The sequence below is a fragment of the Sphaerospermopsis aphanizomenoides BCCUSP55 genome (genome assembly GCF_001586785.1).
GTDB lineage: Bacteria > Cyanobacteriota > Cyanobacteriia > Cyanobacteriales > Nostocaceae > Sphaerospermopsis_A > Sphaerospermopsis_A aphanizomenoides_A.
In genome coordinates this window covers 1-24,505 of sequence record NZ_LUFH02000094.1, presented here as the reverse complement: position 1 = coordinate 24,505, position 24,505 = coordinate 1, and the positions used below count along the sequence as shown (strand labels likewise).

At 40.3% G+C, this 24,505-nt stretch carries 28 protein-coding genes; 10 read left to right on the top strand and 18 right to left on the bottom strand.

Going from position 1 to position 24,505, the window contains the following annotated elements; all coding sequences use genetic code 11:
* Positions 1-113: 113 nt before the first annotated feature.
* Together A0J48_RS20795 and A0J48_RS20790 are read right to left on the bottom strand one after the other, a co-directional pair.
* A complete protein-coding gene (locus tag A0J48_RS20795) occupies positions 114-1,481 on the bottom strand; it encodes an NAD-dependent succinate-semialdehyde dehydrogenase (protein WP_200326502.1) in 1,368 nt (455 codons plus the stop codon).
* 104 nt (positions 1,482-1,585) lie between these two features.
* Positions 1,586-3,961 carry a pyridoxal-dependent decarboxylase gene (locus A0J48_RS20790; RefSeq protein ID WP_200326501.1) on the bottom strand — a complete coding sequence of 792 codons (2,376 nt, stop codon included), beginning with the start codon at positions 3,959-3,961 and terminating at the stop codon, positions 1,586-1,588.
* Between the two features lie 484 nt (positions 3,962-4,445).
* Between A0J48_RS20790 and A0J48_RS20785 the strand changes: the two genes are divergently transcribed.
* Together A0J48_RS20785 and A0J48_RS20780 are read left to right on the top strand one after the other, a co-directional pair.
* Complete coding sequence (locus A0J48_RS20785) at positions 4,446-6,023, top strand: B12-binding domain-containing radical SAM protein (RefSeq protein WP_200326500.1); 1,578 nt, start codon at positions 4,446-4,448, stop codon at positions 6,021-6,023.
* Between the two features lie 207 nt (positions 6,024-6,230).
* Positions 6,231-6,674 carry an SRPBCC family protein gene (locus A0J48_RS20780; RefSeq protein ID WP_200326499.1) on the top strand — a complete coding sequence of 148 codons (444 nt, stop codon included), beginning with the start codon at positions 6,231-6,233 and terminating at the stop codon, positions 6,672-6,674.
* A gap of 42 nt (positions 6,675-6,716) precedes the next feature.
* Here the strand turns inward: A0J48_RS20780 and A0J48_RS20775 are convergent, their stop codons facing one another.
* The gene (locus A0J48_RS20775; RefSeq protein WP_200326498.1) at positions 6,717-7,532 is read right to left on the bottom strand and encodes a SirB1 family protein; all 816 of its coding nucleotides are present in this window, start codon (positions 7,530-7,532) and stop codon (positions 6,717-6,719) included.
* 229 nt (positions 7,533-7,761) lie between these two features.
* Here A0J48_RS20775 and A0J48_RS20770 point away from each other — a divergent pair, with 229 nt between their 5' ends.
* The 3 genes from A0J48_RS20770 to atpC all read left to right on the top strand — a co-directional run bounded on the left by A0J48_RS20770 (position 7,762) and on the right by atpC (position 10,440).
* On the top strand, positions 7,762-8,016 hold the full coding sequence (locus tag A0J48_RS20770) for a TIGR03643 family protein (protein ID WP_200326497.1): 255 nt from the start codon (positions 7,762-7,764) through the stop codon (positions 8,014-8,016).
* Between the two features lie 469 nt (positions 8,017-8,485).
* Complete coding sequence (gene atpD, locus A0J48_RS20765) at positions 8,486-9,934, top strand: F0F1 ATP synthase subunit beta (RefSeq protein WP_200326496.1); 1,449 nt, start codon at positions 8,486-8,488, stop codon at positions 9,932-9,934.
* Between the two features lie 92 nt (positions 9,935-10,026).
* The gene (atpC, locus tag A0J48_RS20760; RefSeq protein WP_200326495.1) at positions 10,027-10,440 is read left to right on the top strand and encodes an ATP synthase F1 subunit epsilon; all 414 of its coding nucleotides are present in this window, start codon (positions 10,027-10,029) and stop codon (positions 10,438-10,440) included.
* A 139-nt stretch (positions 10,441-10,579) separates the two neighbouring features.
* Here the strand turns inward: atpC and A0J48_RS20755 are convergent, their stop codons facing one another.
* The 7 genes from A0J48_RS20755 to A0J48_RS20725 form a co-directional block, all read right to left on the bottom strand.
* Positions 10,580-11,347 (bottom strand): MBL fold metallo-hydrolase, encoded by a 768-nt coding sequence (locus tag A0J48_RS20755; RefSeq protein WP_200326494.1) that lies wholly within the window; start codon positions 11,345-11,347, stop codon positions 10,580-10,582.
* Between the two features lie 3 nt (positions 11,348-11,350).
* On the bottom strand, positions 11,351-11,950 hold the full coding sequence (locus tag A0J48_RS20750) for an anthranilate synthase component II (protein WP_200326493.1): 600 nt from the start codon (positions 11,948-11,950) through the stop codon (positions 11,351-11,353).
* Between the two features lie 345 nt (positions 11,951-12,295).
* Positions 12,296-12,751 (bottom strand): diacylglycerol kinase family protein, encoded by a 456-nt coding sequence (locus A0J48_RS20745; RefSeq protein WP_200326492.1) that lies wholly within the window; start codon positions 12,749-12,751, stop codon positions 12,296-12,298.
* Between the two features lie 141 nt (positions 12,752-12,892).
* Positions 12,893-13,426: an rRNA maturation RNase YbeY gene (gene ybeY, locus A0J48_RS20740; protein ID WP_200326491.1), complete on the bottom strand. Its 534-nt coding sequence runs from the start codon at positions 13,424-13,426 to the stop codon at positions 12,893-12,895.
* A gap of 13 nt (positions 13,427-13,439) precedes the next feature.
* Complete coding sequence (locus A0J48_RS20735) at positions 13,440-13,595, bottom strand: DUF3285 domain-containing protein (RefSeq protein ID WP_200326490.1); 156 nt, start codon at positions 13,593-13,595, stop codon at positions 13,440-13,442.
* A gap of 169 nt (positions 13,596-13,764) precedes the next feature.
* A protein-coding gene (gene prfB / locus A0J48_RS20730) for a peptide chain release factor 2 (protein ID WP_200326489.1) occupies positions 13,765-14,881 on the bottom strand; the annotation gives its coding sequence in 2 pieces (ribosomal slippage) (positions 13,765-14,808 and positions 14,810-14,881; 1,116 coding nt in all).
* A gap of 259 nt (positions 14,882-15,140) precedes the next feature.
* Positions 15,141-15,869 carry a Bax inhibitor-1/YccA family protein gene (locus tag A0J48_RS20725; protein WP_200326488.1) on the bottom strand — a complete coding sequence of 243 codons (729 nt, stop codon included), beginning with the start codon at positions 15,867-15,869 and terminating at the stop codon, positions 15,141-15,143.
* 276 nt (positions 15,870-16,145) lie between these two features.
* Between A0J48_RS20725 and A0J48_RS20720 the strand changes: the two genes are divergently transcribed.
* Together A0J48_RS20720 and A0J48_RS20715 are read left to right on the top strand one after the other, a co-directional pair.
* The gene (locus tag A0J48_RS20720) at positions 16,146-16,937 is read left to right on the top strand and encodes an RNA polymerase sigma factor SigF (protein ID WP_200326487.1); all 792 of its coding nucleotides are present in this window, start codon (positions 16,146-16,148) and stop codon (positions 16,935-16,937) included.
* An 84-nt stretch (positions 16,938-17,021) separates the two neighbouring features.
* Positions 17,022-17,717 (top strand): response regulator transcription factor, encoded by a 696-nt coding sequence (locus A0J48_RS20715; RefSeq protein ID WP_200326486.1) that lies wholly within the window; start codon positions 17,022-17,024, stop codon positions 17,715-17,717.
* Between the two features lie 25 nt (positions 17,718-17,742).
* Here A0J48_RS20715 and A0J48_RS20710 read toward each other — a convergent pair whose 3' ends face one another.
* The 6 genes from A0J48_RS20710 to A0J48_RS20685 form a co-directional block, all read right to left on the bottom strand.
* Positions 17,743-18,183 carry a hypothetical protein gene (locus A0J48_RS20710; RefSeq protein WP_200326485.1) on the bottom strand — a complete coding sequence of 147 codons (441 nt, stop codon included), beginning with the start codon at positions 18,181-18,183 and terminating at the stop codon, positions 17,743-17,745.
* A gap of 98 nt (positions 18,184-18,281) precedes the next feature.
* Positions 18,282-19,274 carry a protein translocase subunit SecF gene (secF, locus tag A0J48_RS20705; protein WP_200326484.1) on the bottom strand — a complete coding sequence of 331 codons (993 nt, stop codon included), beginning with the start codon at positions 19,272-19,274 and terminating at the stop codon, positions 18,282-18,284.
* Positions 19,271-20,683, bottom strand: a complete 1,413-nt coding sequence (gene secD, locus A0J48_RS20700; RefSeq protein WP_200326483.1) for a protein translocase subunit SecD — start codon at positions 20,681-20,683, stop codon at positions 19,271-19,273. Before secD ends, secF begins: the two co-directional genes overlap by 4 nt.
* Before the next feature lie 127 nt (positions 20,684-20,810).
* The gene (locus A0J48_RS20695) at positions 20,811-21,794 is read right to left on the bottom strand and encodes an alpha-ketoacid dehydrogenase subunit beta (protein ID WP_200326482.1); all 984 of its coding nucleotides are present in this window, start codon (positions 21,792-21,794) and stop codon (positions 20,811-20,813) included.
* Positions 21,795-21,946: 152 nt separating this feature from the next.
* Positions 21,947-22,159: a helix-turn-helix domain-containing protein gene (locus tag A0J48_RS20690; RefSeq protein WP_200326481.1), complete on the bottom strand. Its 213-nt coding sequence runs from the start codon at positions 22,157-22,159 to the stop codon at positions 21,947-21,949.
* Between the two features lie 6 nt (positions 22,160-22,165).
* Positions 22,166-22,378, bottom strand: coding sequence for a helix-turn-helix domain-containing protein (locus A0J48_RS20685; protein ID WP_200326480.1), 213 nt, complete (start codon positions 22,376-22,378; stop codon positions 22,166-22,168).
* A gap of 178 nt (positions 22,379-22,556) precedes the next feature.
* On the opposite strand from A0J48_RS20685, the gene A0J48_RS20680 reads away from it, so the two are divergent.
* From A0J48_RS20680 to A0J48_RS20670, 3 genes are all read left to right on the top strand, one after another.
* A complete protein-coding gene (locus A0J48_RS20680; RefSeq protein ID WP_200326479.1) occupies positions 22,557-23,009 on the top strand; it encodes a hypothetical protein in 453 nt (150 codons plus the stop codon).
* Positions 23,010-23,102: 93 nt separating this feature from the next.
* Positions 23,103-23,513 carry a hypothetical protein gene (locus A0J48_RS20675; protein WP_200326478.1) on the top strand — a complete coding sequence of 137 codons (411 nt, stop codon included), beginning with the start codon at positions 23,103-23,105 and terminating at the stop codon, positions 23,511-23,513.
* Positions 23,513-23,809, top strand: a complete 297-nt coding sequence (locus A0J48_RS20670; RefSeq protein WP_200326477.1) for a hypothetical protein — start codon at positions 23,513-23,515, stop codon at positions 23,807-23,809. Before A0J48_RS20675 ends, A0J48_RS20670 begins: the two co-directional genes overlap by 1 nt.
* Positions 23,810-23,913: 104 nt before the next feature.
* Here the strand turns inward: A0J48_RS20670 and A0J48_RS20665 are convergent, their stop codons facing one another.
* Both A0J48_RS20665 and A0J48_RS20660 read right to left on the bottom strand, forming a co-directional pair.
* The gene (locus A0J48_RS20665; RefSeq protein ID WP_200326476.1) at positions 23,914-24,150 is read right to left on the bottom strand and encodes a hypothetical protein; all 237 of its coding nucleotides are present in this window, start codon (positions 24,148-24,150) and stop codon (positions 23,914-23,916) included.
* Between the two features lie 6 nt (positions 24,151-24,156).
* On the bottom strand, positions 24,157-24,505 hold a 349-nt coding region (locus A0J48_RS20660), incomplete at its 5' end, for a hypothetical protein (RefSeq protein ID WP_200326475.1).

Genomic DNA, 24,505 nt, shown 5'->3' with positions numbered 1-24,505 from the left:
GTAGGGGTGTAGGGGAATAGGAAACAGGGTGAGAATAAATTTAAAATTAATAATTTCTGCCTCCTGCCTTCTGCCTTCTGCCTTCTGCCTTCTGCCTCCTGCCTCCTGCCTTCTTACCTAACCCAAACAGTCTTGATATTCACAAATTCATGTATGCCTTGAATACTTAACTCTCTGCCATAACCAGAACGTTTAATTCCTCCGAATGGTAAACGAGGATCAGATTTAACCATGCTATTAATAAATACTGCCCCGGCTTCAATTTCTTGAATGAGGCGATTTTTTTCTGCTTCATTATTTGTCCACGCACTTGCACCCAAACCAAAGGGTGAATCATTGGCTAATTTTATGGCAGCGTCAATATCCCGAACTCGGAATAATAAAGCCACAGGACCAAAAAATTCTTCTTTGGCAATGGGATGATCTAAAGGAATATCTATAATAATAGTCGGTGGATAAAAATTACCAGGACGATCTACTAAAGCATACCCACCCGTGAGGACTCTACCACCACTTTTTACGGCAATTTTCACCTGATTTTCTAAATCTTGGAGAATATCGCCAGTTGCCAATGGTCCGATATCAGTATCATCTGCTAAAGGATCACCAACTTTTAAAGTTTGGTATTTTTCTAACAGCAATTTTTCAAACTTATCAGCAATTGTTTCGGCGACAATAAACCGTTTAGCTGCAATACAAGATTGTCCACTATTTAACATCCGCGCTGTGACTGCGGTGGATACTGCTAATTCTAAATCAGCACTTTCTAAAACAATAAAGGGGTCACTTCCCCCTAATTCCAAGACGGTTTTTTTAATTTGTTTTCCAGATGCAGCAGCTAAAGAAGCACCTGCTGGTTCACTTCCTGTCAATGTGGCTGCTTTTATTCTCTCGTCAGCCATTAAATCTGCTACTTTAGTAGCACCAATTAATAAAGTTTGAAAGACACCTGTGGGAAAACCTGCACGGTTGAGAATATCTTCTATTGCCAAAGCACACTGCGGCACATTGGAAGCGTGTTTGAGTAAACCCACATTGCCCGCCATTAAAGTCGGTGCAGCAAATCGAAAAACTTGCCAAAAGGGGAAATTCCAAGGCATAACGGCGAGAATAACCCCTAATGGTTGATATTTTATGAAGCTATGACTAGCATCGGTTTGAACTGTCACATCAGCTAAGAAACTGGCGGCATTTTCGGCATAGTAACGACAAACCAGGGCGCATTTTTCCACTTCTGCGATCGCAGATTTGAAAGTTTTACCCATTTCTATTGTCATCAATTTGGCGAAATCTGCCTTTTCTTGCTCTAAAATCGTGGCTGCTTGTTGCAACCAAAGCGATCGCTGTTCAAAACTCGTCCTCCGGTACTCTTCAAAAGCCTGACCTGCCAAATCCAATTTAGCAGCAATTTCCCCATCATTCAGCGGTTCAAAGGTTTTCAGCGTTTCCCCAGTGGCGGGATTAATGGTAGCAATAGCCATTCCCTGACCTCCCATTCAAAAATAGCTTGAGGTAGCTTCCTAGTGTTACACACATTCATCATAGAAGCTACCATCAAAATTGTGGTCTTGCCGACGATAGCCTTTTAGCCACGAGATGAGTACACCAAGAATTGAGAGTAACTATTTATAAATTCCTGCTTAGTTAGGGTACTATCTCGGTCAATATTACTAAATTGCCAGAAATACTCGATTTGTTCTGGACTATAACCCATTGCACTCAATTTGCTATCAATTTCTAACCTATCCAAAAGTCCATCTTGATTTACATCTATTTCTTCAAAAATCTGAAGTAGATTATCCCGGAATAAAGCTTTAGAAATTGCTTGGCGAAACTCGTTTTCAATTACATCTAGGAATGATCCCTCATCTGTTTCTATTAACCAAGGGTCTAATACTGTTGATCGCAGTACAGTGATCGTAGAACCAGAAGAACTGCCAACACCTAAGCGCCGTTTATAATCATCAATGAAAGATTTACCGTAGTTACTTTCCTCGAAATCTGTGGTACTAACAATCAACCGATAAGTATAGATATCTTCACCGGGTTTAATGCTGAGAACATCATATAGTGCTTTGTTGAAACGATTTGCCAAGTTTAAATTTGTGTTGAGTGTGCCGTCAGGATGCTTGAAATTAAAAGCATAAGTCAAAATATTCTGGTCTGGCCCCAGTTCTGCTAATAAAGTCATTGCTTCCGCGTCTGTTAAAAGCTGGTCGAGACTAGCTTGATCAATGCGGTTACGAATAAATTCAATTTGTGATTTTACCGCCTCTTCATCACCAGAAATTTCCGCTGGTAATCGCGGTACAGGTACAATGACAAAGCGATCATCCGATTTTGCCATACACAGTAACCGTGCATACAGCTTATTACAGTTAAATAGTGCTTGTCCGTGAATTTTTCCATAGCCACTCTTAGTTGGACGAATGACTTTATGACTCAAATAAACTGCTGCTGCTGCTGCTCCCGGTTTTGACCCTTCTACACCATAAATGCCAATTGTTGGTTCAGCTTCACCATGAGCAACGTAGGGAGCTTTGAAAGTTACTAAATCCCGCATTGCTGAGTTGCGATAACAAAGAGCGCCGGCTGGATAGGGAATATAACCAGATTTGTGAGGATCGGCAGTAATCGAATCTGCATGAGTTAAAGCTTGAAACTGTTGAGTAACGTACTCACTCATGGGGATTTGCGGTTGCGGTTTATTGATTGTCTTTGGCTGTGCTTCTATTTCATCATCCCGAATCATGGCTGCAAAATAACAACCCCAAGCAGCATCAGCATGAACAGTAAACTCTAATCCCAAAAGACGGTATTTTTCTCGCAGTGCTAACACTTTTGTTAGTGGATCAACCGCGCTTTCTTCCGTACTCCCGATCACTGACACTACTGTATATACTGGTTGTTTTTTCTCTAAACATTGTTGCAAAAGTGCGTCCAAAGCATCAATATCCATCCGAGCATCTACATCCGCAGGAACATCGATCATATTGGATGAACCAATACCCAAAATAGCAGCGGCTTTGGGGAAAGAATAATGTTTTGTTCCTGGGACAAAGAAGACAGGAGAATATTGGATATCGCTTAAATAGCGACGGGAAAATTCTTGAATTCCCAAATTTTGTAAGGAATATTTAGTTAACGCTGCGGTAATGTCTTCGCTCTTAATTCCATATTCTTGAGTGAGACGATTCGGTAAGTCTAAAATTTTGTCGCCTTCCAGGTTGAGTAACGTCCAAGTATCTAGATCAACTAAAGGTTTAGACCCACCAGTCAGCAGGGAAATCTCAATATTTTTGGCAGCTTGTAAAGAGGGTTCATTTTTTAATCCTGCTTGTAAGGCAATAGGATAAAATTTCAGATTACGAGCTGACCAAATCGCCTCAATATTAGCAATTGTTCCACCACAAGTAATGTGACCCCAAGGACGTATTTTTCCATCTGCAATTTCTGCATCACTGGGAATGGGATATCCCAACATTTTACATAGGTCATCCCCAACTAACAATTCGAGAATTGTGGTTGCTGTTGATCCTTCAAATGCCACATTATTGGGGTTGTAAAGCATGGTGGCAAAGTAGCCAAGAATAGCTGGCATTGTGGTGTCCCAATTCATGTGTCCCTGATAGCGTGAACTGAAAAAAGGAACAGACTTTTTCAGGAATCCTAACAACCCACGATAGTTATCTCGCAGAGTATCAATCGCTTGCAGATATTCTGGAGAGCGTTTAATTTGTTCAGTAATTAAGCTCGGATCACCCGGATGAAAATTGCGCCGCCAAAATGCTTGGTCGCGCAGTGCTTCGACAATTAAACGTTCCAGTTCGTCTAAATTTTCCGCTCTTTGTCCTAAAAACCAAGCTGCAATTGAACTACTACCAGCACCTTCTAATTCCAGAAAACGTCCAAATTCTGATAAGTAACTTAACTCTTGATTACCAGATTTAATTTTCTTCATGGTTAAACCTATTACAAAAATAGGAATTATCAGATTAAAAAACAAGATTCAATATCAACAGATAATCCAACAACCTGAAAAAGCCACTTTACCATCAGCTATTGATCCAATATTCCAATTGCTCTAGTGTCACAATCGGGTTTTTCTAACCTGAATGCTGAATTTTATACTAAGATGCAAGAGGTAAGAAATAATAGAATTATTTATAAAAAATTTAGAATTGTTATATAAATTAATAGGGCATATAAAGCACTATTTATTTTCGTAAGAATAAAACTATACAGTGATCAATTGCACAAGATACAAATATAAATCATAAATATAAATCATCAAGCCTTGCACCAAAAGAGTTTTACTCCTGAATGTTGACTGCTGATAGCTACTATCAAAAATCTGTATCTGGAGATGGATAAAAATTCAGTTATCCAGCTTTTATAGTTCAGAACTAAATGGGTTTTGACAAGAAAGCAAGGGGATATGCTGAATGAGAGCTTTACTACTCTGGCCAATCATGCCTAATTCTTTCTGGTCTTATCAGGAAACCCTTGATTTGGCTGGGTTACGCGCTACAAATCCCCCATTGGGTTTAATCACAGTTGCAGCAATGTTACCGAGTGATTGGGAAATCAGATTGTGCGATCGCAATGTCCGTCTGGAAACTGATGCAGATTGGCAATGGTGCGATATGGTCATCATCTCTGCAATGATTATCCAAAAACAGGATTTTGGTGAATTAATTCAAACAGCTAAAAAGTTAGGTAAAAAAGTCGCAGTTGGTGGACCTTTTGCCACATCCGTACCAGAATTTGCCCTAGAAGCAGGAGCAGATTATTTAATTTTAGATGAAGGGGAATGCACTATTCCCATGTTCTTATCAGCTTTAGAAAGGGGAGAAGAAAAGGGAATTTTCCGCGCTACAGAAAAACCAGATGTCACTCAAACTCCCTTACCCCGATTTGATTTATTAGATTTAGATGCTTATATAGCAATGACCGTGCAGTTTTCCCGTGGTTGTCCATTTCAATGTGAATTCTGCGATATTATCACCCTTTTTGGACGCAAACCCCGCACGAAAACACCAGAACAAATTTTAGCAGAATTAGAAGTATTATATCAGATGGGTTGGTGGCGTTATGTATTTATCGTTGATGATAACTTTATCGGCAATAAACGTAATGCCAAAGCATTTTTACGGGAACTAATTCCCTGGATGGAAAAGCGTAATTATCCCTTTGCGTTATTAACGGAAGCATCTTTAAATCTAGCAGAGGATGATGAATTAATAGAATTAATGGTCAAAGCTGGTTTTGTGATGGTATTCATGGGGATTGAAACTCCCGATGTTGAGAGTTTAGTCGTAGCAAATAAAGAACAAAATACCCGTAATTCCTTAGTAGAATCCTGCCACAAAATTACCAAAGCTGGATTACAAATCATGTCCGGTTTTATTTTAGGATTTGATAATGAAAAACCAGGTGCAGGTAAACGCATTCAAAAATTTGTAGAAGAAACCTGCATTCCCCAAGCACATCTTAATTTATTACAAGCATTACCAAATACAGCCATGTGGACTCGTCTGCAAAAAGAAGGACGTTTATTGGATGGGATAGGTGAATTTGTTGGTTCTCAAAAATCTTTAATTAATTTTGTTCCTACCCGTCCCATATCCGAAATTGCTGATGAGTTTATTGAGGCTTTTTGGAATCTTTATGAACCCATGCCTTACCTCAAACGTACTTTTAAACATTTTATGATGATGGAAGGCTGGCGAGCTAAATATCAACGAACTTTAACGATTAAAGAGTGGCAGTTTTTAATGGCTATTTGTTGGCGACAAGGACTTGTGCGTTCTACGCGGTTTATTTTTTGGCAGCAATTAATAACAATGGCACGCCGTAAGCCAAATTTATTGTATGATTATTTAATTGCTTTAGGCGTAGGTGAACATTTTTTCAGTTTTCGTCATGAAGTAAAGGCGCAAATAGAAGCAGAATTAGCAGGATTACAGCAGCAAGAAATGGAGAAGAAAGCTGCAAGTTTACAGTTAGAAACTGTGAGTTGATTGTAGTATAGTTTTGTTGTAGCAGGTGACAGGTGACGGTTAAGAGGTAATAGGGAATAGGGAAGAGATGATCAATACATTATTCTCCTGTATCCCCTAAAGCTCCCCTACACCCCACACCCTACACCCTTCTATCACCGGCTTTGATAACCAGCAACTTGGGTGAGTGGTGTACTATAAACTCAGCAGTAACATCATTACTAAAAAATGACCCAGGTTCTAGAACAATCAATTAAAATTTACGCCTCTGCTACGGTAGTGGAAAACTGTTTTACAGATTTAAACCTAATGCACCGTTGGCTTAACCCTGTTCTACGCTGTGAACCTGTGGGAAAAGTGTGGAGTACAGATATTGGCAGTCGCAGTCGATTTATAATACAAATTCCTGTGATTAAACCCACTTTAAACACTGTGGTGATAGAAAGAGAACCAGGTTTAGTAGTATGGGGATTTAAGGGATTTTTCCAAGGAAGCGATCGCTGGGAATGTCAACCCTTACCAAAAGGTACACTCCTCGTCAACCGCTTTGAGTTTGAAATTCCCAACCCTGTAGTCAGTTGGGGTTTTAATACCTTTGCAGCAGCTTGGACAAAAGCAGATATGCAAGCCCAATTACGTCGCCTCAAACGCATAGCAGAAAGCTTTGAATGAAAGCGTGTAGAGTGTGGGTAAAAACTGACCACTGACAATTAACTAATTCAACTTGTCTAATAACTGACGAATTACATCTGCATCTTCCGCATCTGGAACTTTAACTAAATAAGTTTGTAAATCTTCTATAGCTTGAGAAAACATCCCCAGTTGGTAGGATAGCAAACCTCTATCTCTTAATTCTAAGGTTACACCCGGAAACAACAGTAAAATGCGTTCTACAGTTCCTAGAGTTTTTGCTAATTCCTGCTGTTTTAAGTAAATATACTTCAAATTCGTGAGCATCCGCGCTAAGAATTGCCGTTTGCTGACAACTGCTAAAAATTCTGGTTGTAAAGTTACCGATTGCTGATAAATTTGTGATAATCTTTGCTGGCAGTCTTGAGGAAACATCACCTCACCACCATTGAAAGCATCCACAAAAATTTCTATATCTGCAATATCTGGACGGATCAGGAAATGTCCGGGCATTCCTATTCCCACCATTGGAAAATCAACGCGCTTTGCTACCTCCATGTAAACTAACGCTAAAGTGATAGGAATCCCGGTTCTGCGTTCTATAACATCATTGAAAAAGCTGTTACGCGGATCATAGTAATCTATTTTATTACCGCTAAAACCTAAATCTTCGTATAAATACTGATTAATACTTTGAATCATCCGCAGCGGATAGCGAGAAGAAGGCAGACGTTCTTGTAACTCAGCCGCCATTGTATCAAGGGCATTGAGGTATTCATCCGGGTCTAGGTCTGGATATTCTTCTTGAGCAATATATAAAGCTGCCCTGGCTAAGTTGATAGACTCGTCAGGTTGTTGAATTTCTTGGTAAAAATATTGACGTGCTGACGAGGAATTCATAAGCAGTGAGAATGAGGCGACATACTCTTATTTTAAGCTAATTAAGAGAGTTTGGAGCTATTGGATCTAAAAATCGTATTTTTATCAACTTCATTATAGCCTGATATTAGACATCTGGTAAAAATTAAATGTGCATTTTCTACATCCATTTCTGGAGATGTCTAATGTATGATCAGCATAGACTTACTAAAATGAGATTTTTGTTTAATTTCTCAAAATCTGTCAAATTATGAAATTGCCTGACTTAGACACTGAAACTATAGATCGCATCACAGAAATGGCTTGGGAAGATAGAACGCCATTTGAGGCTATCGAAACACAATTTGGACTGTTGGAAAAGCAGGTAATTGCCTTGATGAGAAGGGAAATGAAACCATCTAGTTTCCAAATGTGGAGAGAAAGAGTTACCAAACGCAAAACTAAACATCTACAACAGCGAGAATTTATTGCCGGGAGATTTAAGTCACAAAATCAAAAAACATAAAATCATTTTCAGCCGTATCAAATCTAGACATGGCATTTTTTTCAGAATCAGGATGTCCAGGATTAAAAGATGAACAGGATGAAAGCGGCGATTTTCTCACCAATTACCAATTACCCATTACCGAAATAGTGCTGAGTGCTGAGTAACGAGTAATGAGTAATGAGTGAGATACCTACCCAGAACTCAGCACAAATAGGTCTAAAGCCCCTGAATTCATTCGCTATGGTTAATCCTAATATGCAGACCCCGGATTTAATCCCTCAAATTAGACCTGAATCCTTACTGGCATCTTTGCAGCCCAGATAAGCAACTTCCTCAAAAAGTCATGGGTCTAGTTTTGGATCTGCTCTTAAAATGAATTTAAGGAAAAGGAGGGATCGTTAAGTGCTAACCTAAAAGATGACATTGCTTGATCTTCTGGTCTTTGACGACCGATTCTCAAACATAGCTTCAATCATTTAGGCGCAGCATGGTCACCACCGCACAAAAAACAAACATAGGTTACATTACTCAAATCATCGGTCCAGTTGTAGACGTTAAGTTCCCTGGCGGTAAATTACCCCAAATCTACAACGCTTTGACCATCAAAGGCACTAACGAAGCTGGACAAGAACTTAACTTAACTGTTGAAGTACAGCAACTCTTAGGAGATAACCAAGTACGCGCTGTGGCTATGAGTACCACAGATGGTTTAGTGCGCGGTTTGGAAGTTGTTGACACCGGCGCTCCCATCAGCGTACCTGTAGGTAAAGCTACTTTGGGACGGATTTTCAACGTTTTGGGTGAACCCGTAGACAACCAAGGGCCTGTAAACAATCAGGAAACCCTTCCCATTCACCGGGATGCCCCTAAATTCACAGAACTGGAAACTCAGCCTTCTGTGTTTGAAACCGGGATTAAAGTTGTTGACTTGTTGACTCCCTATCGTCGTGGTGGCAAAATCGGTCTATTCGGTGGTGCTGGTGTTGGTAAAACCGTGATCATGATGGAATTGATCAACAACATCGCTACTCAACACGGTGGTGTGTCTGTATTTGCGGGTGTGGGTGAACGCACTCGTGAGGGTAATGACCTCTACAACGAAATGATTGAATCTGGGGTAATCAACAAAGATAACCTCAATGAATCTAAGATTGCTCTAGTTTACGGGCAAATGAACGAACCACCCGGAGCAAGAATGCGGGTAGGTTTGTCTGGTTTGACAATGGCTGAATATTTCCGGGATGTAAACAAGCAAGACGTACTACTGTTTGTTGATAACATCTTCCGGTTCGTACAAGCAGGTTCTGAAGTATCCGCGCTGTTAGGTCGGATGCCTTCTGCGGTGGGATATCAGCCCACACTGGGTACTGACGTAGGTGCATTACAAGAACGGATTACTTCTACAACTGAAGGTTCTATTACTTCTATTCAAGCTGTATACGTTCCTGCGGACGACTTGACAGACCCCGCACCTGCTACCACCTTCGCTCACTTGGACGGTACAACAGTATTGTCTCGTGGTTTGGCAGCTAAGGGCATTTATCCAGCGGTAGATCCTCTGGGTTCTACTTCCACCATGCTGCAACCCAGCATTGTTGGTAAGGAACACTATGATACTGCTCGTGCTGTACAAGCAACTCTGCAACGTTACAAAGAACTGCAAGATATCATTGCAATTCTGGGTTTAGATGAATTGTCTGAAGAAGACCGTCTAACTGTAGCACGGGCGCGGAAAGTTGAGCGTTTCTTATCTCAGCCCTTCTTCGTAGCAGAAGTATTTACCGGTTCTCCTGGTAAATATGTGAAGTTGGAAGACACCATCAAAGGTTTCCAAAAGATTCTCTCTGGTGAATTGGATGATCTGCCAGAGCAAGCTTTCTACTTGGTAGGCGATATTAACGAAGCGATCGCTAAAGCTGAAAAGCTGAAAGGCTAATCACTAATCAAGGGAACAGGGAACAGGGAACAGCAATACTGTCACCTGTCACCTGTCACCTGTCACCTAATTACTAAGTAGAAACTAAGAATATGACCCTAACCGTTCGTGTAATTTCCCCAGATAAAACTGTGTGGGATGCTCCAGCTGATGAAGTAATTCTACCCAGTACAACTGGTCAGTTGGGTATACTGAGTGGACACGCACCTCTTTTGTCTGCTTTGGATACAGGTGTAATGCGTGTTCGTGCTACCAAGAATTCTAATTGGCAAGCGATCGCACTTTTGGGTGGTTTTGTCGAAGTTGAAGAAGATGAAGTTACTATTCTGGTGAATGGTGCGGAAACTGGTGACAAAATTGACCTAGAAGCAGCCCGCACAGCTTACAACGAAGCTCAAACTCGCTTGAATCAAGTTCCTGCAGGAGACAAACAAGCTCAAATCCAAGCTACACAAGCCTTTAAACGCGCTCGCGCTCGTTTTCAAGCTGCCGGTGGTATGGTGTAAAACCTGAATTGGTAATTGAATTATTTGATATTGCATGGTGGTTGTCTCCATCATGCAAATTTTTATGATTTTTTAACCCACATTCCGCGTCCCCTATTGTCACAAGCGGTAATTTCGGATTTTGGAATACTACTAAGATTTAAAATTTATAACTCAAAACCTGAATTTCTGTATTTTCTGTCAGAGCTTTAGAGTTAATAGTCACAGTATCGCCATTACTGCGTCGGACATTAACTCCCGACATCAAAGCCAGAAAATCATCCACAGGTGTAATCTCACAATTAGCAGCGTCAGCAGCTTGTGTACGGTAATGAGTAGGAATCACCAACTTGGGATTTAATACTCCAATCGCTTGCTTTGCTTCTTGGGCATTATAAGCTTTTGCACTACCGCCCACAGGCACAAATGCCACATCAGGGCGACCAGTGAGAATTTTTTGCTCAATGGAAAGAGGTGCGGCCGCGCCCCCTAAATGTAAAATATTAATCCCCCCTTGTGTCCACTTCCAAGCAGTATTCTTACCAAATTGTTTACCACCTTTGCGGTCATGGTCGATAGCAATTCCTTGAAACTTGATCCCTTTAAATTCATAAACTCCCGGTTCATAAATCAGCTTGGGATTTCCTGGAAGTCCTTCTACAGCGCCTTCATCTAACAGTTGACTACTAATCAGTACCAAATCAGCTACAACTTTAGGGGGACGATACCCAGCAGCACAACCGATAGTCCGAAATGGGTTGACGAGAATTTTTATCCCACCACCAGTAAACAGAAAGCAAGTGTGGCCTAACCACTTAACTGATACACCACTAGATTGGGCATTAACTGGTAAGCTAGAACCTAAATTAGTTACTACAGCTGTCACTAAACCAGCCCCAGCATAGCCCATCCACTCTCGTCGTTTCATGAATCACTCTCTTACCTGTAATTTTTCCAGAAAATTTCTTAGCAGCTGCTTACCCGAAGCGGTTAACACACTCTCTGGATGAAATTGGACTCCCTGAATATGAGGATAGTTCCGGTGTTGTACGCCCATAATTGTGCCATCTTCCACCCAAGCAGTGACTTCTAATACTTCCGGGCAAGTTTCGCTCTCAATCACCAAACTATGATATCTGGTAGCGGTAATGGGATTTTCTAATCCTTGAAAAACCCCAACTCCCTTGTGAGATACCAAAGAGGTTTTACCGTGCATCAACTCTGGTGCAGAAACGATTTTACCACCGAATACCTGACCAATACTTTGATGTCCTAAACAAACACCTAAAATTGGTAAACTAGCTCCGAGTTTTTCAATTACATCTAAAGAAATTCCTGCATCTTCTGGACGACCAGGCCCAGGAGAAATCACTACTGCATCAGGATTTAAAGAACGAATTTCATCTACAGTAATCTTATCGTTACGAAAAACTTTCAAATCAGCAGCCACTGGGAACTCTACGGCTAGTTCTCCCAAATACTGCACCAAATTATATGTAAAGCTATCGTAATTATCAATGACTATAATCACAATTTTTACCTAATACAATTTTAGATTTTGGATTTTAGATTGGAAATACTGTAACATTTCCGCGCCATTATGAAAGCAAATTGGTTTTGCAAACTTGTCTAATTTATGTAAATAGAAAATTCCCATCTTCCTTTGAGCATCTCTACATCAAAGATGGACAACAGCTTTTTCCCACAATTTTAAATAAGTAGTCGTGCAAAATAAATTGTACATTTAGGAGAGGGAACAGGGAAATCTTAACAGGGAACACATCAGCACTAGAGGGATTTTTATTTGTTCCAAAAATATGCAATTAATTTTGCTCAGGTACTTAATATGGGAAAAGGTTGGATTTACAAACATCCTCTAAAGAGCAGCCCTAATCAAAGCTACTAGAGGCGGAAGTAAAAGTGTACAAGCTACTAATAGAGATACCCAAGCAGATACTAGCACAGCACCAGCCGCACAGTCTTTAGCAACTTTAGCCAAGTCATGGTATGTTTGCTTAACTGTTAAGTCTACCAGAGACTCAATAGCTGTATTCACTAACTCCAAGGTCAAAACCAAACCGCTAGTGATAGCAATTATGGCTATTTCGACTGGTTCTAGATTTAAAAAAAGACTTAATCCAATCGCAAAAGCACAGACAGCTACATGAATACGAAAATTGCGTTGAGTTCTAAAACTATAGCTGATTCCTGCCCAGGCGTATTTAAAACTAACAAATAAATTAGAGGCTATCTGCCAGGAAAATTCCCGTTCTTTAGACACAAGGGTTGGTAAGCGGTTTGGTGTTGGTGGTGGCGAAAGGTGTTGGGACATAGGCCAGATAATACAAATATTATAAGGTGGTAATCTTGGTCAATTTTAAGGGGGCTATTCAACTTTGACGAAATTTTAAAGAATTTGTGACAAAAATATTGTCAAAATTGCCACCAAGAGTAAAAACTTTAGCCACACCCATTATTTTAAGTCAATCAAAATACCTACCGCATCTAGTAATATTACTTGTTGCTTTAACATTTGCATCAAACTTTCCTCATCAGGATGATCCCAACCGAGCAAATGCAATAAACCGTGAGCAGTTAACCAAGCTAACTCTGTGGTTAGACTATGTTCCTGTTGTTGCGCCTGTTGTTGCGCTGTATCTATAGATACAATAATATCGCCTAAATACAAAGGTTGGGAAGCCAACATTTCCTCTGTTTGGGGGAAATCTGCTTCTAAAGCAGCAAAGGCTAAAACATCTGTCGGTTTATTCTGTTGACGGTATTGGGAATTGAGTTCCTGAATTTGAGCGTCATTTGTCAAACGCAGCCCTATTTCGTAACTTGGTGCAGTTGGCAGGTCAACAGAGAGAATGTCCAACCATTTATCAAACCAAGATTCCCAAATATCTTCAGACACTGAAAATTGAGCAAATTCAGTGCTTGCAGCTACTACTGAAGAAGACTCTAGAAAAAAATTTTCTACATATAATTCAACTTTAGGAGGCACAAAATCTCCTCAGTTAGCGAGTTAGGTAAGCAAGACCGACGAGGACAGCTAATAGCCCTACAGCCGTGAGTCCAAAATGTTTGAGGGAAGTACCACCTTTTCTAACCATGTTTCGCATGGCTAGTTTTACATAGCTGGGTTTAGGTTCTGTTGGGGGAGAATTGCTCATAATTTTTCACAATAATCTCTTTTATCACTTTAGCAGGTGACAGGTGACAGGGAACAGGTGACAGGTGACAGAAGAAGCAGGGTGCAGGGGAGGCAGGGGAGGATAAATAATTATTTCTTCCCTATTCCCTATTCCCTATTCCCTATTCCCTTTCCCCAATGACTAATGACTAATGACTATCTACCAATTGATTTTCCTGTCGCAGATAGGCTTGGATGAAAGCATCAAGTTCACCGTTCATCACGTCACCAATGGCAGTCGTTTCCGTATTTGTTCGTAAATCCTTAACCATTTGGTAAGGGTGGAACACATAATTACGGATTTGGTTGCCCCAGGAAGCTTCCACCATATCACCACGAATTTCGGCGATTTCTTGGGCGCGTTGTGCTTGGGCGATGACTAATAGTTTGGCTTTAAGACGGGCTAGGGCTTTTTCTTTGTTTTGTAGCTGGGAACGTTCTTCTGTACAACGTACAGCTAAACCAGTGGGAAGGTGAACTATCCGCACTGCTGTTTCTACTTTGTTGACATTTTGCCCACCTTTACCACCGGAACGGGTTGTGGTGATTTCCAAATCTTTATCTGGAATCTCCAATTTAACGGTGTTGTCTATTTGTGGCATGACTTCCACCCCAGCAAAACTGGTTTGTCGCTTACCGTTAGCGTTGAAGGGAGAAATTCTCACTAAGCGATGAGTACCAGTTTCAGAACGCAAGTAACCGTAGGCATAGCGACCTGTAATTTCCAAGGTGGCTGATTTAATGCCCGCTTCATCACCTTCTGATTCTTCCGCTAATGTCACCTTATAGCCGTGTGCTTCAGCCCAACGGGTGTACATTCGCATCAGCATAAATGCCCAATCCTGAGCATCTGTACCACCAGCGCCTGCGTTAATTGTCAGAACTGCACCCTGAGAGTCGTATTGTCCAGAAAGCAATTGTTGCAATTCCCATTGGTCAAGGTCACGATTGAGTTTGGTAATTGTAGATTCCGCTTCTTGCAATAGTGCTTCGTCGGTTTCTAGTTCCAATAACTCAACAACTGCCCTAGTATCTTCTAGATTGGCGTGCCATTGATAATACTGTTCTAGGTGAGATTTGAGGTCATTGAGTTCTTGCAGTGTTTGTTGTGCCTGGGTTTGGTCATCCCAAAATTCTGGCTGTGCCGATATTTGTTCTAAATCGTGAATTTTGGCTTTGAGTGCAGGTACGTCAAAGATAGTCCTGGGTTTTACCCAGGCGGCCAGACAACGTTTCGATTTCGCGTTTGAGTTCTAGGACTTCCATAGTCTGATAAAATTTTGGGCGAATATTATTCGCGATGACATAAACAAAGTCCATCTGTGTGGACTAATCTCAAAATCAAGACTGAAAAATCAAGACTTTTGATTTTATTTGCATTCTCAATTTTAGCTGTAGTTGGGCAAATTGTTTGTGTAAATTACCGAACTATCTGCGGATAAAAAAACCGTGGTTCTTTTGTAACCACAGTTGATTTTAGGGAAATTTTATGTTTTCTTTTGTTTTTTCGGCTGCTGACAATCTCTTAATCGCGGCCATTAATGGCAATTAGTAACCGCAAAATAAAGACGAAGAGGTTGATGTAGGTCAGGTACATGGACAACGCCGCAGATAAATACTCATCATTGCGGTAGGTGCGAGGCAAGATGTAGAAATCAACAACAGAGGCTCCTGCAAAGAGAAAAACGCCTATACCGGAAATACCAATTTCTAACCAGCTAGGTGTATAAACACCAAATAAGGCAAAGACAAATTGGGTGAGACATACAACCACCAAGGCTATTATGCCCAGGGAGATGGTTTTGGTTAAAGCCATGCCATCTGATTCTGAGAGGTTAGAACCAATTTGACGGGCAGCAATAAAGGTGATACCGCAACCAAGGGCTGCTATGCCAATGCCTTGAATACCAACGCCTTGGGTTCTCAAAGCGACAAATACCAAGCCACTCAGGGTATAGCCTGTTAAGAGGCTGTAAATGCCTAATAATGGTAGAGCGATGCTATTGTTACCTTTGGAAGCGACGTTTTGGGCAACAAAGAACAGAATTAACTGTAAAACAACAGCACCCAAGAAGGTGGGGAAAAAGAGTCCAGGGTTGGTACGAAGCACTCCCAAACCGCCATAGTTTCCTAATGCGGTGAGAACTAACCCACCACCAACATAGGGGAGAGCGTTAGCGATCACATTAGGACCAACGAGGGCGTGATTTTGCGCTTCACGAAAAGCTTGACGAAAATTACTGGTATTGCTCATATCTAAAAACGAGTTTTTGATGATATGTTGTGCTAATTTCCATTTTTACAAATATTATTACCGAAAAATATATTGACTGTGTTTTAACTCTGACTATGTGCAACAAATAGAGTTAATTTTTTTGCGTATTTTCACGTAAATGGGCGCTGAATTTATTTTAAATTCCGTGAAATGACTATGGCTTATTTAGTCTGATCTAAGGAAAATAATTACAGACTTGAAGAAATTATACTAACTCTATTCTTCGGAAGCAGGAGTTACTACAAAGGTATTGATATGGCAGCAAGTGAGTCCTCTGTGCAGTCTGATGGTATGGAGCTATTACACTTATACCACCAACATCCTTCTATTAAACTACGTAACCAACTTGTAGCAATACATAAGGGCTTAGTGCGGAAGATGGCTTTTAAGTTTATTCATCAATGTAATGAGCCTTATGAAGATTTAGAACAAATTGGTTATTTAGGCTTAATTCGGGCTATTGAACGTTTTAATCCCAATCAAGGATATGCTTTTAGTTCTTTTGCCATACCTTATATTCGTGGTGAAATACTGCATTTTTTACGCGATCGCTCTACTTTAGTTAAGATACCCAGACGTTGGCAAGAAATTTACAATGAGGGGCAAAAAATTCGTAAACAGTTAGCATTATCTCTGGGTCATCCTCCTAGAGAAGTGGAAATTGCTAACCAGCTACATATTTCTTTACAAGAATGGCAAGAATGTAAATTAGCTGTTCAAAACCGGATGCCTTTAAGTTTAGACGCAACTCCCACTAACTATGTAGACTATCAAATAACTTTGGGTGATATTCTTCCCTGTCCCCGTGCGAGTGAACTTCAGCAGCAAGAGGAGGAAAGATTACAACTCCAAGGGGCTATGAATATGTTAGATGATAAACCCCGTATAGTAGTTGAATTAGTTTTTGTGAAGCAACTTACCCGTAAGGATGCTGCTCAAAAAATTGGTGCTAGTCCGATGACAGTCACGCGGTATCTACATAAAGGTATTAAAGATTTGATTTGTTATTTACGACCACAAGCTGAGTCAGAAGTAATGAGTGCTTAGTGCTGAGTCAGGATTGTCAAGAAGTTCTGCTATAGTAACCAAATTTCGCTAAATTAGATCAAGGTACATATACAGGAATTTTCGATGTCAGCACAACTGTTACTGGTAGATGACGAACCGGGATTGCGGGAAGCCGTCAAAGAATATTTACAAGAAAGCGGTTTCAGCGTTCAAACTGCCAGTAATGCGCGTCAAGGTTGGGAAATGATGCAGCAAAATACACCTGATTTGGTGATTTCTGATATCATGATGCCCCAGGTGGATGGTTATCAGTTCTTGAAGCAACTGCGAGATGATCCGCGTTTTCAAGCTTTGCCTGTAGTATTTTTAACAGCTAAAGGCATGACAGGCGATCGCATTCAAGGCTATCAAGCTGGTGTAGACGCTTATTTACCCAAACCCTTTGATCCTGATGAATTGGTGGCCATAGTCGAAAACTTACTAGCGCGTCACACGGCAAAAACACAGATAGCTAGTGAAGACACTGAAAACATGGATATTGCTAAATTAGCCCATGAAATTTCCAAAATCAAAGATTTATTAAGTCCTAGAAGTGCCATTTCTCAATCTCCACCCCCCTTCAAAATAGATTTAACCCCCAGAGAACAAAGTGTTTTAAATCTAGTAGCTGAAGGTTTAATGAACAAAGAAATTGCACGCCGCTTAGAAACCAGCGTTCGCAATGTGGAAAAATACGTCAGCCGTTTATTTAGCAAAACAGGCACCAATAGCCGTACAGAATTAGTGCGTTTTGCTTTAGAACATGGACTAGCTAAGTGAAATTATTTAAAAGCTCATTTTGGGGCTACTTAAGAATTCCCGTACCTTGAGGACCAGGAGAAGTCAGAAACTTCCACAGAGGATGACTAGGACCTTGCTGACGTATCCGACAAACTTGTGTTTCTAAACGTTGCTTTTCTGGTTGCGGTAGTCCCAACAGGATATTGCGACTTTGCCAAACTAAAACCGAAACAGTCATGCCAATACAAAAAGCTAGACCCACAGTAGACAGAGGATGAAACAAGAGTGCATAACGTACAGCCGACCAGGTGAAATATTGTTGCCACAAAGCCAGTTCTGAACGTAAATCCCAAAAACAAGCAGGTGAAATCATCAGCCACAAACAACTGACAAATAACCACCTGCCATATACTGTTAGCTGGTGTAACCTCTGTACTTGTTCAATAAAAGCAGCATCAGAGTTGTCAAAACCTGAGTCATGAATTGGTTGTTCTTGTTCAGCCATAGGGCGATAACAATTTTGGATTTTGGACTTTAAATTTTGGATTTGCAATTATGACTTTCAACTCTGTCACCTGTTATCTGCTGTGACTACTTCCTCTGTTAACTATCCTGGGAACTAACAGATGTATCAAGGGTGGCAAATTTAGATTTACCTGTACGCTCTCGCCACAATGTTAGCAGCGTACTGGCAATAAAAATACTGGAATAAGCACCCATGACAAAGCCAATAATTAAAGCTAGAGAAAAATTTCTCAAGGTTTCGCCACCGAAGAGAAAAATAGCGGTTAATGTCAACAACGTTGTTAAAGTAGTATTGATTGACCTGGACAAAGTTTGATTGACAGCATCATCAACAATATCAGCAATAGGTCTTTGGGGATTAATTTTGAGGGTTTCCCTAATGCGGTCATAAATTACCACTGTATCGTTAACCGAGAAACCTGTAATGGTCAGCAAGGCAACAATAAATAGGCTGTCTACTTCTATTCCCGCAACCAATCCTAAAATTGAAAATGCCCCCACTGTCACCAAAATATCGTGAAATAGAGCAACGATGGCAAAAACGGCATAATCTAACTGAAAGCGGAAACTCATATAAATAGTAATACCTATAAAGGAAACTATTAGAGCTACAATTCCAGTCCTAAAGAGTTCTCTACCTAGTGTCGGACCAACAGAGTCAATTTGGTTTTTTTGCGGGTCAAAAGCACCGATTTTTTCACTTAAAGCCGTTTGTAACTGAGTGCGTTGGTCAGTTTCTAGGTTTTTTGTGCGAATCGTAATGCCATTTTCGACATTCTTGTCTGCTATTTTTTCCGAGATTAACTGAATGCTACTATCTCCTAGTCCTTGAGCTTTAGCAACTTCCCGAACGACATTGATATCTATGGGTTTGTCACAATTACCAGGTTGGCTACAATCCCGCATTAGTTGCAAGCGTGTGCCACCAATAAAATCTAAACTAGGACGCAATGGGGCTTTAATGTTGGGATTTTGCCAAGATACCACCATTGAGATGATACCACTGAGGATGACGGCAGCCGAAATAGTCCACCAAATGCTCCGAGCTTTGTTAATATGTAGTGTTGTCATTGGGCTACCTCTGTCTTATTAGATACTGACACTTTAGGACAGTAGAGTTCTGTTTTCCGCCAAGAGGGAATAGAAATAGCTAAAAACATCAAGGTACGACTACAGGTAATGGCAGTAAACATACTTACTGCTACTCCTAAAGCCAAGGTGAGGGCAAAGCCTTTAACTAACCCAGAACCTAAATAAAATAGGGCAGCGCAAGCAATCCAGGTTGTAACGTTACTATCTAAAATACTGGAAAATGCCCGGTAAAAGCCAGATTCCACAGAACGATATAAAGATTTACCTGCTTGCAATTCTTCCCTTGTGCGTTCAAAAATTAGGACGTTGGCATCTACTGCCATACCAATACTGAGAATAAAACCAGCAATGCCTGGTAAGGTGAGGGTGACACCCAATAGGCAGAAAGTAGCCCAGGTTAAGAGGGAGTAGATCACTAGGGACACATCCGCAATAAGTCCTGGTAGTCTATAGTACAGCACCATAAAGACTAATACTAAAGCTAGACCACCGATACCAGCATAAATACTGCTTTGAATACTGTCTTTACCCAAAGTTGCACCCACTGTTCTTCTTTCGGCAATTTCTACAGGTACGGGTAACGCGCCACCTCGTAACTGCACGCCTAAGTTGTTGGCTTCTTCTGCCTGAAAACGTCCTGTAATCACCGCAGAACCACCAGTTATCCCAGTTGCGGCAAATTCTACTCCGACGGTGGGAGAACTAATTAATTCGTTGTCAAGAAAAATACCGATGGTGCGGCCTGTTCCTGCTAACTTTTTGGTTAAGTCTGCAAATAGTTCACCACCTTTGGGATCGAAGCGCAAGGCCACATTCCAGTTAGTACCTTGGGTGGGTTCACCGTAAGCATCTTTGAGATATTTACCAGTCAGTGGTGGGTTGGTGCTTTCAAATAATTCGGCGATCGCTTGGTTATTGTTCTGTAACTCTGCTTGATTTTTAGCGATCGCTTCTTTATCGGTACTCTTTCTTAACTCTTCTTGTTTGGCTTTTAGTTCTCTGCGTGATACTTGTAGCGCAAATATTTGAGTGTCTGTATTTGGTTTTTGAGTCCGAAATTCTAACTGGGCTGTACCACCTAGTACCCGTTCTGCCTGTTCTGGATCATTGACTCCAGGCAACTGCACTAAAATCTTATCAGCACCCACAGTTTGAATTACTGGTTCAGAAACGCCGAGTCCGTTAATACGACCTTCGACGACTTTTTTCACGGCTTCCAATTCGCGTTCGGTGATTTGCTTAATTTCCTCGCTTGGTTTCACCTGAATTGTAAGCTGTGAGCCTCCCTGTAAGTCCAGTCCCAACGGTACGGGAATTGTCACAATCACCGTAATAGCGGCGATTACCAACACTATAATTAACGCTAAAAGCGATTGCTGTTTTTGCATACCATCACTCACAACTGACAAAGGCTATAATAGCGTTCTTTTTGTCAGGTTTGAGTAGAAGCTTAGGGAATAATTGACAATTGACAATTGACAATTGACAATTATCAATTATCAATTATCAATTTTCCTACACTCGCAAAGCCATCATTTTCTGTACAGCTTCGACAATTTGCTCTGGTTGGACAATTGTTAGTCTTTCCAGATTACCGTTGTAAGGTGTGGGGATATCTTGGGAGGAAAGGCGCAGTACAGGTGCGTCTAATTCATCAAATAACCTGTCATTGATGGAGGCGGTTAATTCTGCACCAATACCACCGGTTCGCATACACTCTTCTACAATTATCACGCGGTGGGTCTTCCGCACGGATGCACCAATAGTATCAAAATCTAAAGGCTTGAGAGATATTAAGTCAATAACTTCTGGATCGTATCCTTGTTTTTCCAAGGTTTTCACTGCTTGTAGGACGTGATAACGCATCCGGGAATAGGTAAGAATGGTTACGTCTTTACCACGACGGACTACTTCTGCTTTATCCAGTGGTAGTACATATTCTTCTTCTGGCAGATTTTCTTTTAAGTTGTAGAGTAAAACGTGTTCAAAAAATAACACTGGGTTATCATCGCGGATGGCAGCTTTCAGTAACCCTTTTGCGTTGTAAGGTGTGGAACAAGCCACAATTTTTAAACCGGGAACGGCTTGGAAATAAGCTTCTAAACGTTGAGAGTGTTCTGCTCCTAACTGTCTTCCCACACCCCCAGGACCACGAATCACCATCGGGATTTTAAAGTTACCGCCGGAAGTGTAGCGCAACATACCCGCGTTATTAGAAATTTGATTGAAGGCTAGGAGTAGAAAGCCCATGTTCATACCTTCAATAATCGGTCTTAGACCTGTCATTGCTGCTCCTACTGCTATACCAGTAAAGCTATTTTCAGCAATGGGTGTATCTAATACACGCAGATCACCATACTTTTTGCATAGGTCTTTGGTAACTTTATAAGAACCGCCGTAATGTCCTACGTCTTCACCAAGAACGAATACGCTAGAGTCACGCGCCATTTCTTCATCAATGGCTTCCCGCAGGGCGTTGAAAAATAGTGTTTCTGCCATTTAGACCTTTATTACAATTTATTGTTCTCAAATTTTATCTTGCCACCGTCCCTAATAACGTCAGCGATCGCACTCTTATTAGTCAAGGGTAATTGGTAATGGGTGATTGGTAATTGGTAATCGGTAATTACCATTCCTGATTTTTTATTGTCCTAATCTTCTACAACATCATATAAATCTTCAATTAAAACTTCAAATGTCCGTGCCAGCTTTTGCAGAGAAGTTACGTCCACGGTAGCCAAGCCTGGAGACTTAGCATAGTTCTTGAGGGTGGTATATGCAATTCCTGAACGCTCTGAGACTTCTTTTAGCGTCCAGCCCTTCTCAGCCGCAAATTCTTTGACCCGCAACCTCACCAAGCCCATAGTTTATTATTCCTGTACTATCTCATACAAGTCTTCTATCAGTACGTTAAAGGTTCGCGCTAACTTGTGTAAGGATGTCACATCAACAGTTGCCAACCCAGGAGAACGAGCATAAACCTTGAGCGCACTGTAACCTACACCAGAGCGATCAGACACTTCTTTTAATGTCCAACCATTTTCAGCCGCAAATTCTTTAATTCGCAACTTTACCAAACCCATACTTGACAGAAGCTTAATATTAGTCTTTAATGATTATAGCAATAAAAAGCGATCGCCCTTAGTATACCAAACAAAAGTGCGATCGGCAAGTTAAAAACCATTTTTAACCACATACAGTCAAAATCTTTAACCACACAGGGTCAAAATTTTCAACCACATACAGTTAAAATCTACCATCATGATAACACTTGAAAAAACAAAATCCAACTCTGTCAACCCTTTATTTCGGTTTGTTACTGAAGAAGCAGTAGCTTTACTCTTAAAAATTCCCGTCACAGAAATCAAAGATATCCGGTGTTGGCCGAATGTAATTTTGGTAATTTCCCAACATTTAGTCAGATTTGTTAGTTATGCTGACTTACCACCCATTTTAGAAGCAGAACCACCCACAGATAAGGATATTCTTACTTGGCGTAAACGGTGGCGTAAACTGAAAACCTATAAAGCACCTAACTTTTGGCAAGAATTCTATACTCAAAAATTTCGCCAGTCTACTGATAAGGGGACATTGTATGCTTGGGAGCAACTTGTTACCATTCTCAAGTTTGCAATGTCCTATGATTCTGTACAGACGCTAAAAAATGTTTTTCGGGAAACTCTCCGTTTTATCGCTGTCCCTGTAGATCAATAATCTCACTAGCAAACAAAGTGAAATTCGCTAATGGTTGAGAATTGTAAAGATGTTACAATTGAGTAGAAAATTAAAATCTCAATTGCAGTAGAAGTGACAGAAGAAACTAGGGAAGAAATAGCAAAAAGACTAGCAAAAGAACTAGCATCAAGAACCGAAATTTATCCCAGAAGAGAAGGACAAGGTTTTAAGAGTTTTGGTGAATTTAAAAGAACAATGGGTGCAGCAGGTGATGGTCAAGCTTGGCATCATATTGTCGGACAAACAACTTCCAATTTACAAAGATTTGGTGCGGAGGCAATTCATCATACAGGAAATTTAGTTAAGCTTGAACATGGTAAAGGTTCAATCCATCAAAAAATTACCAATTTTTATAATTCTATACAACCGGAAATTACAGACTCATCAAATATTACAATTAGAGAGTGGCTGAGTGTTCAGTCATTTGAAGAACAACAAGACTTTGGTATAAGAGTTATTAGAGCTTTTGGAGGAATCGTTTAATGCTTACTTTAGATTTACAATCAATTTTAAACTCAATTCCCAATGAAGTGAATTGGAAAGATATTGTACAGTTTCAAAAATTAGATGAGCGTGTTGCTATAGCTAATGAAATTTGTGCAAATCTCGTTGGTGTGAATGAAGGATATATTGAATGGTGTCCTGATAATGAACCACCAACCAGTTTAGAAACTTTGCTTTGGTGGTGGGTTATCCGTCCTGACTTGGGAGCAGCAATAGCTAGTGAAGCACCTCAAGAGTTAAAAGAAATTATCAGTCAATACATCCTTAATTTATAAATAATTGTCAGAATCAGGATTTCCAGGATTTAAGGATGAACAGGATTAAGACAGGGATTTTATCATCAATTACCTATTACCCATTACTAACCTAAACAACTTGACTAGCAACTTGGGTTAATATGACCAGTTGCAATAAGCCCATCTATGTCTAATTTAGCATCACGAATAAGGAAGGATTCATGAATATTTTTGTAAAGCGATACTGCGTGACCACCTCGTAGGTATTCTATCTCCTTTCCTTCTGCATTTAGAAGCCTGTAATTTAACATATTACGATCCTTTAAAAAGACAAAATATATTTCAATTTTTACGCCTTTATATTCAATGATTTTCGTCATAATTTTCTACTCTTCTTTAGTTGGGGGTAATTGAAATCCAATAACAGGTTTTCTATCCCTATTATTTTCCGGTAAAAATTGTGCAATTCTTTCTTCTAACCCGCCTTTAATAAAGTTCTTTGAGTCATTAAAACATGATTCCAGAAATTCTGAATATGAAGAATCATCATTAATAGTGATACTAAATTCTTTACCTACTATTATTCCTTCATCTTTTGTGGTTTTTAAAGGCGCTATAGTTATAAATCCCTGCTCATCTATTCGCTTAGTAGATATATCAAGAACTATTCCTGATGGAGGCAATAAATTTTCTGCAAAGCTTCTCCCACAATTGTTGATATTAAAACCTCTATCA